The organism is Bradyrhizobium sp. FW305-F6 (assembly GCF_058782905.1).
The window spans coordinates 460,268-475,459 of the sequence record NZ_JBYSYD010000001.1 but is presented as its reverse complement, the minus strand read 5'-3'; the positions used below and the strand labels follow the sequence as shown (position 1 = coordinate 475,459).

Sequence of the window (15,192 nt, the reverse complement as noted above, 5' to 3'; positions counted from 1 at the left end):
GTTGCGGCCGTTTTGACGGCTGCTATCAGGTCTATCCCGGCTTGCGATGGGCTGCCTTCACTCTGTGCGACCACAGATTACGGTTCGTCGCGGCGGGCGTATCACTTGAATTTTTGCGCAGCGAGCTCTGCACCATGTCTCTTGATCGCAACTTCAAGACCGCCGGTGCGAGTTGGACGGAGGTCTGGCACCTCTGGACCGTGATCGTGCCGCGCCGCTCCATCAACGGGCAGTTCGTTGTCGGCAAGGTCTGGCGGCGCCACGACGGCCGCGACTGGATCTACAAGAAATTCACCGAGTTCGACGGCGAAGAGGCGGCCTGAAGCGCGATGCAGTCGGGATGCATCGTCATGGCGCATCAGGTCGTTGTTGACGCATAAGCTTTCGAGAAAGCCGCTTCGCACTTTGTGCTGACGCGGCCCTTCGGGTCCGGATCACGCTTCAGCCCGAGTGCCGCTCGCCCGTGGCCGATCCGCGTGGCTGCACGCGCGGCAGCGGCAGTTTGAAGTGCCGCTTCGCATAGGCGATGATCTCGGCGTCCGAGGGATGATCGGCTGCTTCCACGGCGACGATCCGCTTGGCCAGATCAGGTGCGCTCGCGCGAATGTGGCCGGCAAGCTCCGTCTTGGCGCTCGCCGGACCGATGATGAGGATCTCACCGGCGTCAGCCAGGGCTCTGGTCACTTCGGCGTAGAACGCCTTGTCGGGCGCGGCATGGCCGCTGCCGACCGCATTGGCCTTGTGGTGGAGATGGCGTGTCGCCAGGTGCGGATGCAGCGTGACTTCGTCCGAGCCGGTCAGGCCGAGATGGAAGATGCGGGCCTGCGAATGATCGATCCATATCACGGCGTGGAAATGAGAGGGCATGTGTCCGGCCTTGTGCGAGAGGAGGCCGCCGGAATCGGCGCGGCGGCTCATGTCGCGGCGACACTATGCGAGATGGCGCCACCTCTGTTGACCCAGGTCAATCCGACCCGGGTTCGAAGCAGGGCAACCGCCGGCGCCCCCGGAAAGCGGAGGCGACTCGGGCTCAAGCCGCGGCAACTGCGCCAGGCTTTGCCGGTGGCGGCTTCAGCGGCTTGTCCTGCTTCTTGGACCAGGAGATGTAATAGGCCACCGTCGTCATGATCGCGATGCCGGCGACGCTGACGAAGATCTGCGCGAGCAGCGAACCCGAGCTCATCGACAGCTCGAAATGGCCCACGAAGGACAGGAACACGCCGACGCAGAACACCGCGAGCGACTGCTGGCCGCAGACGATCAGGGGATCGAACACCTTCCATTCGAGGCCGGGCCATTCCTTCGGCACGAAGCGGATCACCAGGATCACGATCACGACGAAATGGAGGAAGCGGTACGGCGCAAGGTTGGTCTTGTCGTTCGGGTTGAACGCCGAGAACAGCCATTCCGGGAACATGCCGCCGAAGGCGGGGAAGCGGCCGGCCATGGTCATGACCAGCGCGAACAGGAGATAGCCGAGGCACAGCCACAGCGTAACAGGCGAATTGATCAGCGTCATCGAGCGCCGGGCCCCGCCGAGGGCACACCAGGCGCCGAATACGAACAGCACCTGCCAGCAGTAGGGGTTGAAGTACCACTGGCCGGCCGGATAGGCCGTCAGATTCCAACCGTTGTGGCGCGCGACCAGCCACAGCACGATCGACAAGACCATCGTCAGGTCGGGCTTGCGCAGCATGAACCAGAGCACCGGCGGAAACAGGCCCATCAGCACGATGTACAGCGGAAGCACGTCGAGATTGAGCGGCTTGAAGCGCAGGAACAGGCCCTGGCGCAGCGTCTCGGTGGCATTGTCGACGAGGCCTGCGACGTTGAACTCGTTGATCATCTCGCTGTCGCCGAAGCGCAGCGCGAGATAGGAGATCGAGGCGATGTAGATCACGAACAGGATGATGTGGGCGACATAGAGCTGCCAGACCCGCTTGGTCAGCCGCGTGGCGCCGACGATGAAGCCGCGCTCCAGCATCATCCGCGCATAGACGAAGGAGGCGGTATAGCCGGAGATGAAGACGAACAGATCGGCTGCGTCGGAGAAGCCGTAGTTGCGGGTCGTGATCCAGTTCACGACGTTGTCGGGGATATGGTCGAGGAAGATCGCCCAGTTCGCGACACCGCGAAACAGGTCGAGCCTGAGGTCACGGCCCTTGTCAGGCAGCGTGGCGTTGATGTTCAGGAAGGCCATGCGACGGGAGCTCTCGAAGGGACGGATCTGCTGGTATAGACAAGGCGGTGCCGCCGGGCGGGCCCCCGGCGCGGAAAGCGGGTACACAATTGTCACGGTGCAGCATAATGACTATACCGTTGGCGAGGGGGCCGGGGGCCGGAATCACCCATCCAGTTCCCGATCGGTGTGTCTATACTATCCCCTAGCTTTCCACCAACTGCTACCGTGACGCATCGAAATCGAACGAAAAGACGAAGAGGCCCGGACCAGCCATGACCGCACGCATTTTCAAGCCCGCCAAGAACGCGATGCAATCGGGCCGGTCCAAGACCAAGGAGTGGCAGCTCGATTATGAGCCGGAGCAGCCGCGGGCGGTCGAGCCCCTGATGGGCTGGACCTCGTCGGCCGACATGAAGCAGCAGATCACGCTGCGCTTCCACAGCAAGGACGAGGCGATCGCCTATTGTGAACGCAAGGGCATCCCTTACCAGGTGATCGAGCCGAAGGAATCGGTGCGACGGCCGGTCGCGTACGCGGACAATTTCTCGTTCCGCCGCGGCGAGCCCTGGACGCATTGAGGGGCCCATTCTCATCCCAACCATCCAAAGTGCCGTCATGCCCGGGCTTGTCCCGGGCATCCATGCTCTTGGCGGTAGTCGAAAAACGTGGATGGCCGGGACAAGCCCGGCCATGACGAAGGGAGCGGCTGGTCGCCCGAGCCCAAGACGCTTGGCACCCATTCCGCCGCGTGCTTCGCTGCCTCGCATGACACCATCATGGCGAGGTGGGTATGGCGGGGCGTGACCAGCTCGACGGCGTCGATCTGAAGATCCTTTCCGAGCTGCAACAGGACGGCCGGGTGCGCAATAACGAGCTGGCGCTGCGCGTCGGCGTGTCCGCGCCGAACTGTCTGCGGCGGCTGAAGTCGCTGTTCAGCCGCGGCGTGATCCGGGCGGTACGCGCGGTGATCGACGAGCGGCGGCTCGGCTACGAGGTGGTGTCGTTCGTCTCGATCCAGCTCGGCAGCCAGGCCCAGCCGGTGCTGGAGACGTTCGAGAGCTCGATCGCCGCGATCCCGCGCATCCAGCAGTGCTGGCGGATTTCCGGCGACACCGACTATCTGCTCAAATGCGTGGCGCCGAGCGTCGAGAGCATGCGCCAGCAGCTCCTGCATTTCGCGGCGATGCCCGACGTCAAGAACGTCCGCAGCTTCCCCGTGCTGGGGGTGGCCAAGGATGTGCCGTTGCCGTTGCAGGAGGTGGCCGCGGCGCCGGCCGGATGACGATGCGGATGCCAGAGGGCAGACATCCATTCGGGCAGTCCGATTTAATGCGTGAGTTAATCACCTAACTGTGACATGTGATTCCTGAAGTCCTGCATTGCGCGGAGCCGCGATTGTCGGTTCCGGAGGGCCGTCTAGATGCGAGGTGTAGCCCTCCGTATGCCTGGCATGCCGAGGACTCCTTTATGGGACCCCGAAGCAGGACAACACGCCATGACATCGATTTCGAAGACGTTCGTCGCATCGGCTGCGACGCTGTTTGCATCCGCGTTTCTCGTGGTGACCGCGCCCGCAGCCCAGGCGGAAGACTACTGCATCACCAACGGTGCCCAGGCCGCTCATGGCTGCGGCTATCCGACGATGGAGGCGTGCCGCGCCGCGGCCGGCGGCATCGGCGGCACCTGCGCGCAGAGCGGCGGCGCGAAGACCTCGAACGACGCGTTCGCTCAGCAGCCGAAGCAGACGCGCTCGCGCACCAAGCTTCGCCCGGGCGGCCAGACCAACTCGAACTGACGCTGCCCATCGAGATCGGTTCGGAGATGCTAGGCTTCCGAGATCCGTCTCGGGAGCCGCAGCGGACGCGCTCGCTCACCGGTACCGGCCGCGAAATTCGCGCGGGCTTGCGCCGGTCCAGCTGCGAAAGGCCCGCGAAAAGCTCTTTTCGTTGCGGAAGCCGGCAATCTCCGCGATGCGCTTGATCGGGGTGCGGCCGCGCATCAGCTCCTGCTTGGCGAGTTCGAACTTCGCCTCTTCCTTGAGATCGCGCAGCGAGGTGGACTCCTCGCGCAGGCGGCGATGCATGGTGCGGGTGGAGAGCGCGAGCTCGCGCGCGACGTCCTCGGCACCGAGAACGCGACCGCGCGCATGGCGCAGCACGCGGCGGACGCGCTCGACCAGCAGCCGGTCGCGCCGGTAGGGCAGCACGGTGAGCCGCAAGGCACCCTTGAGCATGTTGTCGAGATCGGCCGGACTGCGTGTCAGCGGCAGCGACAGATAGTGCTTGTCGAAGACGATGGCCGCGCCGGGTGCGTCGAAGCGGACGCTCCGGCAGAAGATGGTCGGATAGACCGAGACGTGGCCCGGCTCGGGAAAAGGAAACTCGGCCGTCCGGAGCGCGATCCGGGAGTCGACAGCCCAGCACGAGAAGCCGAGCACGTAGCGGAACAGGGTGACGAGGCAGAACTCGCGAAAGGGCCCGAGGTCGCGCATCTCACGGATCGAAACGATCGCTGTCTCATCGGCGATCTCGAGATCGAGCAGCACATCTTCCGTGACCAGGCGGTGATGCCGGCACCAGCGCTTGAGCGCGAGCTCCAGCGTCGGCGCGGTGATCGAGGCACGGCACAGCATGCCGTAGGTGCCCCAGGGCAGCCGGCGCGAGAACCAGCCGAGCGCCTCGTCGTCGAGCTCGCGCATGGCATGGCCGGCGAGGGCCTCGAACTGTGCGGCGGTGACCCGTCCGTCCCCGGAATGGACGAGCTCCGGCGCGACCTGGCCCCGGCTCAAGGCCTCCGCGGGATCGCGGCCGTACCGCTCGTAGGCGCCGACCACGCCGCGGACGAAGGCGGCGGGGGTCATGGCACGGCGCGGGATTGCGGTGGCGGCTTGAAAAGGCATCGGAACTCCCTGCAAAAATCCTCGCCAAGTTTGGCGGAAAATGCAACCTTTTCGACCGCATGAGGGCCGGGACCGGGCTAGGTTCGGAGCCAAAATACGGAGGAATCGCCGTGAACATCCCGAGCATCGATTTCGATCTGGGCGAAGACATCAGCCTGCTGCGCGACACCTTGCGCGCCTTCGTCGAGGCGGAGATCACCCCGCGTGCCGCTGAGATCGAGAAGGCAAACCTGTTCCCGGCGGACCTCTGGAAACGCTTCGGCGACCTCGGCCTGCTCGGGATGACCGCGCCGGAGCAATATGGCGGCTCCAGCATGGGCTATCTCGCCCACATCGTCGCCATGGAGGAGATCTCGCGCGGCTCGGCGGCGGTGGGGCTGTCCTACGGCGCCCATTCCAACCTCTGCGTCAACCAGATCCGCCGCAACGGCAACGACGCACAGCGCCAGCGCTATCTGCCGAAGCTGATCTCCGGCGAATATGTCGGCGCGCTCGCGATGTCCGAGCCGGGCGCCGGCTCCGACGTGGTCTCGATGAAGCTGCGCGCCGACAAGCGCGGCGACCGCTACGTGCTCAACGGCTCCAAGATGTGGATTACCAATGGCGGCGATGCCGACGTGCTGGTGGTCTATGCCAAGACCGATCCGGAGGCCGGCCCGCGCGGCATGACCGCATTCCTGGTCGAGAAGGGTTTCAAGGGCTTCACCTACGGCCAGCATCTCGACAAGCTCGGCATGCGCGGCTCCAACACCTATCCGCTGTTCTTCGACGAATGCGAGGTGCCGGAAGAGAATGTGCTCGGCAAGGTCGGCGAGGGGGTCAAGGTGCTGATGTCCGGGCTGGACTATGAGCGTGCGGTGCTCTCCGGCGGCCCGCTCGGAATCATGGCTGCGTGCATGGACGCCGTGGTGCCCTACATGCACGAGCGCAAGCAGTTCGGCCAGCCGATCGGCGACTTCCAGCTGATGCAGGGCAAGCTAGCCGACATGTATTCGACCTGGCAGGCCACGCGCGCCTATGTCTACGCCGTGGGCCGCGCCTGCGATCGTGCCGACCACGCGCGCACCCTGCGCAAGGACGCCGCGGCTGCGATCCTCTATTCCGCGGAGAAGGCGACGTGGATGGCCGGCGAGGCGATCCAGGCGCTGGGCGGCGTCGGCTACACCTCAGAATTCCCGGTCGGGCGTCTGTGGCGTGATGCCAAGCTGTACGAGATCGGCGCCGGCACCTCCGAGGTGCGCCGCATGCTGATCGGCCGCGAACTGATGGCCGAGACGGCTTAAGTCCTTCACCGCATTGGAATCACCATGCCGCTCCATTCCAGCATCGATCCGTCTTCGTCAGATTTCGCGCGCAATTCCGAGGCCATGCGCGGCCTCGTCGCGGACTTGCGCGAAAAGCTTGCCCAAGTCGCCGGCGGCGGCGGCGAGACCTCGCGCAAGCGCCACACTGCGCGCGGCAAAATGCTGGCGCGTGAACGCGTCGACCTCCTGGTCGATCCCGGCACCTCGTTCCTGGAGCTGTCGCCGCTGGCGGCCTACGGTCTCTATGGCGGCGACGTGCATTCGGCGAGCGTCGTCACCGGCGTCGGGCGCATCGCGGGCCGTGAATGCGTCATCGTCGCCAATGACGCCACCATCAAGGGCGGCACCTATTATCCCATGACCGTGAAGAAGCATCTGCGGGCGCAGGACGTCGCGCGGCAGAACAATCTGCCCTGCGTCTACATGGTCGATTCCGGCGGCGCCTTCCTGCCGCTGCAGGACGAGATTTTTCCGGACGAGCGTCACTTCGGCCGCATCTTCTACAACCAGGCGCAGATGTCGTCCCAGGGCATTCCGCAGATCGCGATCGTGATGGGCTCCTGCACCGCCGGCGGCGCCTATGTGCCGGCGATGTCGGACGAGAGCATCATCGTGCGCAACCAGGGCACCATCTTTCTCGGAGGGCCGCCGCTGGTGAAGGCTGCGACCGGTGAAGTCGTCAGCGCGGAAGAACTCGGCGGCGCCGACGTGCATTCGCGCCAGTCCGGCGTGACCGATCATTACGCGCAGAACGATGCCCATGCGATCGGGATCGCGCGGCGCATCGTCGGCACGCTGAAGCCGCCGGCGCGGCCGAACCTCAACATGCATGCGCCGCGCGATCCGCTGTTCGCGGCCGAGGAGATCTACGGCGTGGTGCCGGTCGACGGCCGCAAGCCGTTCGACGTGCGCGACATCATCGCGCGCGTCGTGGATGGCTCGGAGTTCGACGAGTTCAAGAAGCTCTACGGCACGACGCTGGTATGCGGCTTCGCCCACATCTGGGGTTATCCAGTCGGCATCATCGCCAACAACGGCATCCTGTTCAGCGAAAGCTCGCTGAAGGGTGCGCATTTCATCGAGCTGTGCTGCCAGCGCGGCATTCCCCTGGTGTTCCTGCAGAACATCACCGGCTTCATGGTGGGCAAGAAGTACGAGGCCGGCGGCATCGCCCGCGACGGCGCCAAGCTGGTGACGGCGGTCGCGACGGCCTCGGTGCCGAAATTCACGGTGGTGATCGGCGGCTCCTACGGCGCCGGCAATTACGGCATGTGCGGCCGCGCCTACTCGCCGCGCTTCCTCTGGATGTGGCCGAACGCGCGCATCTCTGTCATGGGCGGCGAGCAGGCGTCGATGGTGCTGAGCCAGGTCCGCCGCGACAACATCGAAGCCAAGGGTGATAGCTGGTCCCGGGAAGAGGAAGACAAGTTCCGCGAACCCATCCGCGCGCAATATGAGAGCCAGGGGCATCCGTATTACGCGACCGCGCGGCTGTGGGACGACGGCGTGATCGATCCGGCCGACACGCGCCTTGTGCTCGGCCTCGGCCTCTCGGCAGCGTCGAATGCGCCGATCGAGCCGACGAAATTCGGCCTGTTCAGGATGTGATGCGATGGACCGCTCAAAGCTCTACCGGCGTTTTCGCACCCTCCTGATCGCCAACCGCGGCGAGATCGCCTGCCGCGTCATCCGCACCGCGCGCGCCATGGGGCTGCGCACCGTCGCGGTCTATTCCGAGGCCGATCGCGACGCCATGCATGTCGCGCTCGCCGATGAAGCCGTGCTGCTCGGGCCGGCGCGGGCGCGCGACAGCTATCTCAACATCGAGCGCTTGATCGAGGCCGCGCGCAAGACCGGCGCGGAGGCCGTGCATCCCGGCTACGGCTTCCTGTCGGAGAATGCCGAGTTCGCGCAGGCCTGCTATGACGCCGGCCTCGTCTTTGTCGGCCCGACCGCCGCGATGATGAACGCGATGGGCTCGAAGTCCGGCTCGAAGGCGCTGATGGAAAAGGCCGGCGTGCCGCTGGTGCCGGGCTATCACGGCGAGGCCCAGGACGAGGCGACGCTGGCGAAGGCGGCGGACAAGATCGGCTTCCCGATCCTGGTGAAAGCGTCCGCCGGCGGCGGCGGCCGCGGCATGCGCATCGTGCGCTCCGCCGACGAGCTTGCGCCCGCGATCGTCAGTGCCAAGCGCGAGGCCAAGGCCGCGTTCGGCGACGACCGCATGTTGATCGAAAAATATGTCGACAACCCCCGGCATATCGAGGTGCAGGTCATCGGTGACAGCCACGGCAATCTGCTCTCGCTGTTCGAGCGCGAATGCACGCTGCAGCGCCGGCACCAGAAGGTGATCGAGGAGGCGCCGTCGCCGACCCTCAATGCAGCGCAGCGCGAGACGGTCTGTGCCGCCGCGCGAAAGGCGGCGGGCGCGGTGAATTATGTCGGTGCCGGCACCATCGAGTTCGTCTCCGACGGCAAGGATGTGTTCTTCATCGAGATGAACACGCGCCTGCAGGTCGAGCATCCCGTCACCGAGCTGATCACCGGGATCGATCTCGTCGAGTGGCAGCTGCGCGTCGCCTTCGGTGAGGCGCTGCCGCTGAGGCAGGACGAGATCAAGCTCAACGGCCATGCGGTCGAGGCGCGTGTCTATGCCGAGAACCCGACCAAGAACTTCATGCCATCGGTCGGTCGGATCTCGACCTGGCGGCTGCCGGCGGAAACCGGGGGCTTGCGCATCGACGCCGGCTATCGCGAGGGTGATAGCCTCTCACCGTATTATGACGCCATGCTCGCCAAGATGATCGCCTGGGCGCCGACGCGGGACGTCGCGATCGAGCGACTGAATCGCGGGCTGGAGGAGTCCGACGTCCGCGGCATCGTGACGAACATCCCGTTCCTGTCGGCGCTGATGACGCATCCGAAAGTGCGGAGCAACGCGATCGATACCGGATTCATCGAACGTGAGCTGGCGGTGCTGACCGCCGCGGCCCCGGCGCCGGGGGAGCTGGAGCTGTGTGCCGCGGTCGCGGCGATCGTCAATCAGGAGCAGCAAGCGGGCCGTGCGCAGGCAAATTCACCCTGGCAGACCTTCGGCTGGCAGCCGGTAGGCCGCCGCCAGCGCAGCTTTGCCTTCCGCGTCGGGTCCGGACCGGAGCAGAAGATCACGCTGAACTATGGCAGCGGTCCCTCGACGTTGGTGATCGGCGAGCGTGAGCTGGCGTTCGCGACCGCGGTGAAGGACGGCGGCTTCGACCTGACGCTCGATGGAGTCAAATCATCGGTCGCGGCGGTCATCGACGGCCACGAGCTGTACTTGCGCACGCGCAACGGCCGCTTCGACCTGCACTGGGTCGATCCGTTCGGCGGCGAAACCGAGGAGCAGGTCGGCGCGGACAAGATCGCTGCGCCCCTGCCGGGCACGGTCGTCGCGGTGCTGGCCGAGGAAGGCGCCAAGCTGGAGAAGGGCGCGCCGATCCTCACGCTGGAAGTGATGAAGATGGAGCAGACGCTGCGCGCGCCCTATGCCGGCGTGCTGAAGTCGATCAAGTGCAAGGTCGGCGACATCGTGCAGGAGGGCATCGAGCTCGCCGTGGTCGAGCCGTCCGGAGAGTGACATGAGCAATCCCGTCCGCATCATCGAAATGGGGCCACGCGACGGTCTCCAGAACGAAAAGACGCCGGTCAGCGTCGAGGATCGCATCGCGTTCGTCGAGGCGCTGGTCGCGGCCGGCCTCGATACGGTCGAGGTCGGTGCCTTCGTCTCGCCCAAGGCGATCCCGCAAATGGCGAGTTCGGATGCCGTCTTGCGGGGTGTCGCTCATGTGAAGGGCGCCGAATTCCACGTATTGGTGCCGAACGAGAAGGGCTACGAGGCCGCGCGTGCCGCGGGCGCCAAGGTCGTCTCGGTGTTCGCGGCGGCGTCCGAGGGCTTTTCGCGCGCCAACATCAACTGCACGGTCGCCGAATCCATCGAGCGCTTCAGGCCGGTGCTGGCGCGCGCCAGGGCCGATGGCGTGAGGGTGCGCGGCTATATTTCCTGCGTGCTCGGCTGCCCGTTCGACGGCGAGGTCAAGCCGAAGGCGGTCGCCGATCTCGCAACGACGCTCTGGGAGCTCGGCTGCTACGAGATCTCCCTCGGCGACACGATCGGGGTCGGTACGCCGGACAAGGCCAAGGAGATGCTGCGCGCGGTCAGCGCCAGCATCCCCGCCGGAAAGCTGGCGATGCATTTCCACGATACCTACGGCCAGGCGCTGGCCAATCTCTATGCGGGGATGGAGGAGGGCGTGCGTGTCATCGACGCCGCCGCGGGCGGCCTCGGCGGCTGTCCCTACGCGCCCGGCGCGACCGGCAATGTCGCGACCGAGGACGTCGTCTACATGCTCGAAGGCATGGGCGTGAAGACGGGCGTGGATATGGAGAAGCTGCTCGCGGCCACCAACGCGATGAGCGGCGTGCTTGGCAAGCTGCCTGTGAGCCGCGTGGCATCCGCGCTGAACGCGAAGAGGAAGCGAACGGCTTCGTAGCACCAAATCTAGTACGTAGGTTTCGTAGGGTGGGTTAGCTCTGCAGATGCGCACAGCGCATCTTCAGTGCGTAACCCACCTCTTTGGTATCTGCGGAGACAGAATTGGTGGGCCCCGCGACTGCGCTTTGCGCAGCCGCAGGTCTAACCCACCCTACGAGACCTCTGGTCAAGCCGCCTTGAGGCCGACATCCGGCAGGCGCGGCCGGTTCTTGAGCGCCTTGGCCATCATGGCCTCGACCTCGGCCTTTTCGTGCGGCAGCAGCGCCAGGCGGGGCGGGCGGGTCAGCGCGGTGCCGCGGCCCATGATGTGCTCGCACAGCTTGATGCACTGGACGAGGTCCGGACGGGCATCGAGGTGCAGCAGCGGCATGAACCATTCATAGAGCGGCATCGCTTCGGCAAAACGCCCGGCCTTGGCGAGGCGGAACAGCGTCTCGCCCTCGCGCGGGAACGCGTTCGACATGCCCGAGACCCAACCGACCGCGCCCATAGCGACGCTCTCGACGATGACGTCGTCCAGCCCCGCGAACAGCACGAAGCGGTCGCCGACCATGTTGCGGGTGTCGATGAAGCGCCGCGTGTCGCCCGAGGAATCCTTGAAGCAGACCACGGTCTCGACGTCGGCAAGCGAGGCGAGGATGTCGGGCGTGACATCGTTCTTGTAGATCGGCGGGTTGTTGTAGAGCATCACCGGCAGGTCGGTCGCGCTGGCGACCGCGCGGAAATGCGCGGCGGTCTCGTGCGGCTTGGACGAATAGACCAGCGCCGGCATCACCATCACGCCGTCGATGCCGACGCGCCTGGCTTCCTTGGCCGTTTCGACCGCAAAGGCCGTGGTGAATTCGGCGATGCCGCACAGCACCGGAACGCGGCCTTTCGCGACCGACTTTGCGGTCTCCATGATCGCAATCTTTTCCTTGCGCTCGAGCGAGGTGTTCTCGCCGACCGAGCCGCAGACGATCAGGCCGGAGACGCCGTCGCGGATCAAGCCGTCCATGACCTTGGCGGTCGCCTCGATGTTGAGCGACAAATCGTCGTTGAATTGGGTGGTGACGGCCGGGAAGACGCCTTCCCAGGAGATGCGTGGGCTCATTGTTGTGGCTCCGATTGGAATTGTGCCGGCGGATCGTTCGATCCGCCGGGCATTGACGTGACGGTGGTGGATGATGTCAGATCGTCGCGCCGACCTTGCGCAGCTCGGCGAGGACCGGGGCTTTGGGCAGCCAGATCTTGTCGAACTCGGCGATGACGGCCTCGGTGTCCTTGGCATCGACCTGGCGGATCGGGATCGGTGCGTTCTTGAAGTTCTCGATCAGTTTGGGTTCGTTGCCGGCGAGCTCGTCGATCTGCGCGTCCAGCGTCGTCTTGATCGTCTTGGTGATCAGCTCGCGGTCGGCTGCCGGCAGCGATTGCCAGACCCGGCCCGAGACGACGGCGGCCATCGGCATGAAGACGGCGTTCATCTGCAGGATTACCTTCGACACCTTGTCGAAGCGCTGGTTCCAGGAGAATTCGAGATCGGCCTCGAGGCCGTCGACCTGGCCGTTGGCCATGGCATCGAACACCTGCGGGGTCGGGATCGGCGTCGGAGCTGCGCCGAGCGAAGAATAGAAGTCGCGATAGACCGGCGTCGGGTTGATGCGCAGCTTCATGCCCTTGATATCGGCGAGCGAATTGAGGTCCTTGGAGGAGAACACCGCGCGCATGCCGGTGATGCCCCAGCCGAGCCCGATCGTTCCGGTCTCCTGCGGCAGCACCTCGAACAGCTTCACCGCCGCCGGATGCCGCACGAACTTCGCGACCGCCGGCGTCGAGCGGACGATGTAGGGCGCGTTGATAGCGGCGATGTGCGGCACGCGCGAGCCGAGCTCGGCAGCCTGGATGAAGCCCATGTCGAGCGCGCCGGACTGCAATTGCTGCATCATCGCGCTCTCGTTGCCGAGCTGACCGGAGTGGAACACGGTCAGGGTGAGGCGGCCGTTAGTCGCGGACTTGAGATCCTCGCCGAATTTGAGCGCGGCCTTGTTCCAGGAATGGCCGTTGGGTGTGATCAGGCCGAGGCGGAATTCCTTGGCCTGGGCGAGCGCCAGCGATGGCGCGAACACCGAGGCGGCGGCACTGGCAGCAAGAAAGCGGCGGCGAGAAAGCGGCATGGTCGGACTCCTATTGGCCTATTTGACGAGGATCAGCGAGAGCGAGGGGTACAGCGAGAGCAGCACCAGGAGGACGCAGGAGATGACGAACAGCGGCAGCGTCACAATGAACATCTTGCCGGGCTTGGCGCCGGTGACGGCGGCTGCGACGAAGAAGCAGAGCCCGACCGGCGGCGACAGCAGGCCGAGCACGAGGTTGATCACCACGACCACGCCGAACTGGCGGGGATCGATGTGATAGATCTCGGTTGCCACCGGCAGCAGGATCGGAACGGTCATGATGAGACCGGGAATGCCGTCGATCACGGTGCCGATCACCAGCAGGATGACGTTGCAGATCAGCATGAAGCTGACCGGGTCCTTGGCGACGGTCTGGATCCAGGCAGCGGTCTCCTGAGGCACCTTGCCGAAGATCAGCACCCAGGAGAATACGGCGGCGGCCGCGACCAGGAACAGCACGATCGCCGAATAGATGGCGCTGCGCAGCATCATCTGCGGCAGCTGCGAGAACTTGAACTCCTTGGTCCAGTATTTTCCGACCAGCGCCGCGGCAACGGCGCCGACGGCCGCGGATTCCGTCGCGTTGGCGAACCCGCCGAGGATGGAGCCGACGATGACGATCGGGATCAGCAGCGTCGGCGAGGTCCGCAGGATCGTCATGAGCCGCTGGCGCGGAGTCTGGTAATCCGCGCGGGGGTAGTTGTAGACGTAGCCCATCAGCGCGACGACGAGGCAGAACATCACCGTGAGGATGACGCCCGGCACGATGCCGGCGATCAGCATGTCGCTGACGGAGACCTGCGCCAGCACGCTGTAGACCACGAACATCACCGAGGGAGGGATGATCGGGCCGAGCATGCCGCCATAGGCGGTGAGGCCGGCGGCGAAGGTCTTGTCATAGCCCTTCTTCTCCATCTCGGGGACCATGATCTGGGCCATGATCGCAACCTGCGCCGTCGCAGATCCCAGGATCGAGGAGATGAACATGTTGGCGAGGATGTTGACGTAGGCGAGCCCGCCCTTGAGTGAGCCGACGAAGGCCATCGCCATGTCGACGATACGCCGCGTGATGCCGCCGCCGTTCATGATCTCGCCGATCAGGATGAACAGCGGGATGGCGATCAGCCCGTAACTGTCGACGCCGCCGAACAGCTGGAGCGGATAGGACTGAAACAGCACCGGGTTGCCTGAGGCGGCGATGTAGACGAGGCCGGCGAGGCACAAGCAAAGCCCGATCGGCACGCCGACCAGCATGAACGCCATGAAGGCCGCTGACGTGATCATCAATTGACCCCGTCCAGCTCGGAGAGCTGGAAGCCCTTCGGCGCCGTCCGCGGGACCAGCTCGAGATCTTCCAGCAAATTGGCGAGCCCGTGAATGGTCATCGACACCGCAAAGATCGGCAGCGTCAGATAGAGCACCCAGGTCGGCCAGTTCAGCGTCTGCGTGCGCTCGGTGTAGAGGAAGTTGAAGGTTGCGGCTGCGAGCTTGCGCCCGTCGAAGCCGGCGCGGGCGAGGCCGACCGGATCCATCCAGAGCACGCAGGTGACGATCAGGGCGACGCCGAACACAACGACGAGGCCGGTCGAGATTACTTTTGCAAATTTCTGGTGCTGAGCGGAAAGGCGCTCCGTCAGCATGGTCACCGCGAAATCGAGCCGCAGCCGCGTCATCGCGGACGCGCCGATGAAGGTCAGCCAGACCACGCAATAGACCGCGGATTCATCGATCCAGTAGATCGGGAAGTGTGAGTAGCGGGTGACGACGTTTACCAGGATCAGGCCGGTGAGCAGATACATCAGGCTCATCAGCGCGAGCCGCTCGCAGGCGAGCAGGGCACTCGACATCCTGACGATTATGCGTCGGAGGCCGAGTGCGCGCGTGGCCGGCATGGTCTGCTCGATCATGAAAGAAGCCCCAACCCCCGAAAGATTTGTCGTGCGATTGCCAAATGTATAATTTATACATTTTGAGTGTCAAACGGAGTTTGCGGTCATTTCGGCGGCAAACCGCGCGTTTGCTGAGCAGTGTGCCTCGGAGGAGGTCGGGCTTTTGCCAGGCATCTCCCCATGCAAGACAGGGACCGCGTCGGTCGAACGAGTCGGGAAGGACAACAGACGATC

General features: G+C 65.0%; 15 protein-coding genes. 8 read left to right on the top strand and 7 right to left on the bottom strand.

Annotated features, from left to right (window positions below):
• Positions 1-134: 134 nt before the first annotated feature.
• Positions 135-323, top strand: coding sequence for a hypothetical protein (locus AC3WLX_RS02265; protein WP_492334528.1), 189 nt, complete (start codon positions 135-137; stop codon positions 321-323).
• A gap of 118 nt (positions 324-441) precedes the next feature.
• Here the strand turns inward: AC3WLX_RS02265 and AC3WLX_RS02260 are convergent, their stop codons facing one another.
• A complete protein-coding gene (locus AC3WLX_RS02260) occupies positions 442-867 on the bottom strand; it encodes a translational machinery protein (RefSeq protein WP_492335899.1) in 426 nt (141 codons plus the stop codon).
• 163 nt (positions 868-1,030) lie between these two features.
• The gene (locus AC3WLX_RS02255) at positions 1,031-2,200 is read right to left on the bottom strand and encodes an OpgC domain-containing protein (RefSeq protein ID WP_492334527.1); all 1,170 of its coding nucleotides are present in this window, start codon (positions 2,198-2,200) and stop codon (positions 1,031-1,033) included.
• A 254-nt stretch (positions 2,201-2,454) separates the two neighbouring features.
• Between AC3WLX_RS02255 and AC3WLX_RS02250 the strand changes: the two genes are divergently transcribed.
• From AC3WLX_RS02250 to AC3WLX_RS02240, 3 genes are all read left to right on the top strand, one after another.
• The gene (locus tag AC3WLX_RS02250; RefSeq protein ID WP_492334526.1) at positions 2,455-2,760 is read left to right on the top strand and encodes an ETC complex I subunit; all 306 of its coding nucleotides are present in this window, start codon (positions 2,455-2,457) and stop codon (positions 2,758-2,760) included.
• Positions 2,761-2,972: 212 nt separating this feature from the next.
• A complete protein-coding gene (locus AC3WLX_RS02245) occupies positions 2,973-3,464 on the top strand; it encodes an Lrp/AsnC family transcriptional regulator (protein ID WP_492334525.1) in 492 nt (163 codons plus the stop codon).
• Between the two features lie 213 nt (positions 3,465-3,677).
• Complete coding sequence (locus AC3WLX_RS02240; protein ID WP_492334524.1) at positions 3,678-3,977, top strand: DUF3551 domain-containing protein; 300 nt, start codon at positions 3,678-3,680, stop codon at positions 3,975-3,977.
• 75 nt (positions 3,978-4,052) lie between these two features.
• On the opposite strand, the gene AC3WLX_RS02235 is transcribed toward AC3WLX_RS02240, so the two are convergent.
• A complete protein-coding gene (locus AC3WLX_RS02235; RefSeq protein ID WP_492334523.1) occupies positions 4,053-5,081 on the bottom strand; it encodes an AraC family transcriptional regulator in 1,029 nt (342 codons plus the stop codon).
• Between the two features lie 110 nt (positions 5,082-5,191).
• Between AC3WLX_RS02235 and AC3WLX_RS02230 the strand changes: the two genes are divergently transcribed.
• Genes AC3WLX_RS02230 through AC3WLX_RS02215 form a run of 4 tightly spaced genes read left to right on the top strand, consistent with a single transcriptional unit; the run spans position 5,192 to position 10,914 of the window.
• A complete protein-coding gene (locus AC3WLX_RS02230) occupies positions 5,192-6,364 on the top strand; it encodes an isovaleryl-CoA dehydrogenase (RefSeq protein WP_492334522.1) in 1,173 nt (390 codons plus the stop codon).
• 24 nt (positions 6,365-6,388) lie between these two features.
• Positions 6,389-7,993: a carboxyl transferase domain-containing protein gene (locus AC3WLX_RS02225; RefSeq protein ID WP_492334521.1), complete on the top strand. Its 1,605-nt coding sequence runs from the start codon at positions 6,389-6,391 to the stop codon at positions 7,991-7,993.
• 4 nt (positions 7,994-7,997) lie between these two features.
• Positions 7,998-10,001 (top strand): acetyl/propionyl/methylcrotonyl-CoA carboxylase subunit alpha, encoded by a 2,004-nt coding sequence (locus tag AC3WLX_RS02220; protein ID WP_492334520.1) that lies wholly within the window; start codon positions 7,998-8,000, stop codon positions 9,999-10,001.
• A 1-nt stretch (position 10,002) separates the two neighbouring features.
• The gene (locus AC3WLX_RS02215) at positions 10,003-10,914 is read left to right on the top strand and encodes a hydroxymethylglutaryl-CoA lyase (protein ID WP_492334519.1); all 912 of its coding nucleotides are present in this window, start codon (positions 10,003-10,005) and stop codon (positions 10,912-10,914) included.
• Positions 10,915-11,082: 168 nt separating this feature from the next.
• Here AC3WLX_RS02215 and AC3WLX_RS02210 read toward each other — a convergent pair whose 3' ends face one another.
• From AC3WLX_RS02210 to AC3WLX_RS02195, 4 genes are all read right to left on the bottom strand, one after another.
• Positions 11,083-12,009, bottom strand: coding sequence for a dihydrodipicolinate synthase family protein (locus AC3WLX_RS02210; RefSeq protein WP_492334518.1), 927 nt, complete (start codon positions 12,007-12,009; stop codon positions 11,083-11,085).
• Positions 12,010-12,085: 76 nt separating this feature from the next.
• Positions 12,086-13,069 carry a TRAP transporter substrate-binding protein gene (locus AC3WLX_RS02205; protein ID WP_492334517.1) on the bottom strand — a complete coding sequence of 328 codons (984 nt, stop codon included), beginning with the start codon at positions 13,067-13,069 and terminating at the stop codon, positions 12,086-12,088.
• A gap of 18 nt (positions 13,070-13,087) precedes the next feature.
• On the bottom strand, positions 13,088-14,353 hold the full coding sequence (locus AC3WLX_RS02200; RefSeq protein ID WP_492334516.1) for a TRAP transporter large permease: 1,266 nt from the start codon (positions 14,351-14,353) through the stop codon (positions 13,088-13,090).
• A complete protein-coding gene (locus AC3WLX_RS02195) occupies positions 14,353-14,976 on the bottom strand; it encodes a TRAP transporter small permease (RefSeq protein WP_492334515.1) in 624 nt (207 codons plus the stop codon). The genes AC3WLX_RS02200 and AC3WLX_RS02195 overlap by 1 nt, the downstream gene beginning before the upstream one ends.
• Positions 14,977-15,192 lie beyond the last annotated feature (216 nt).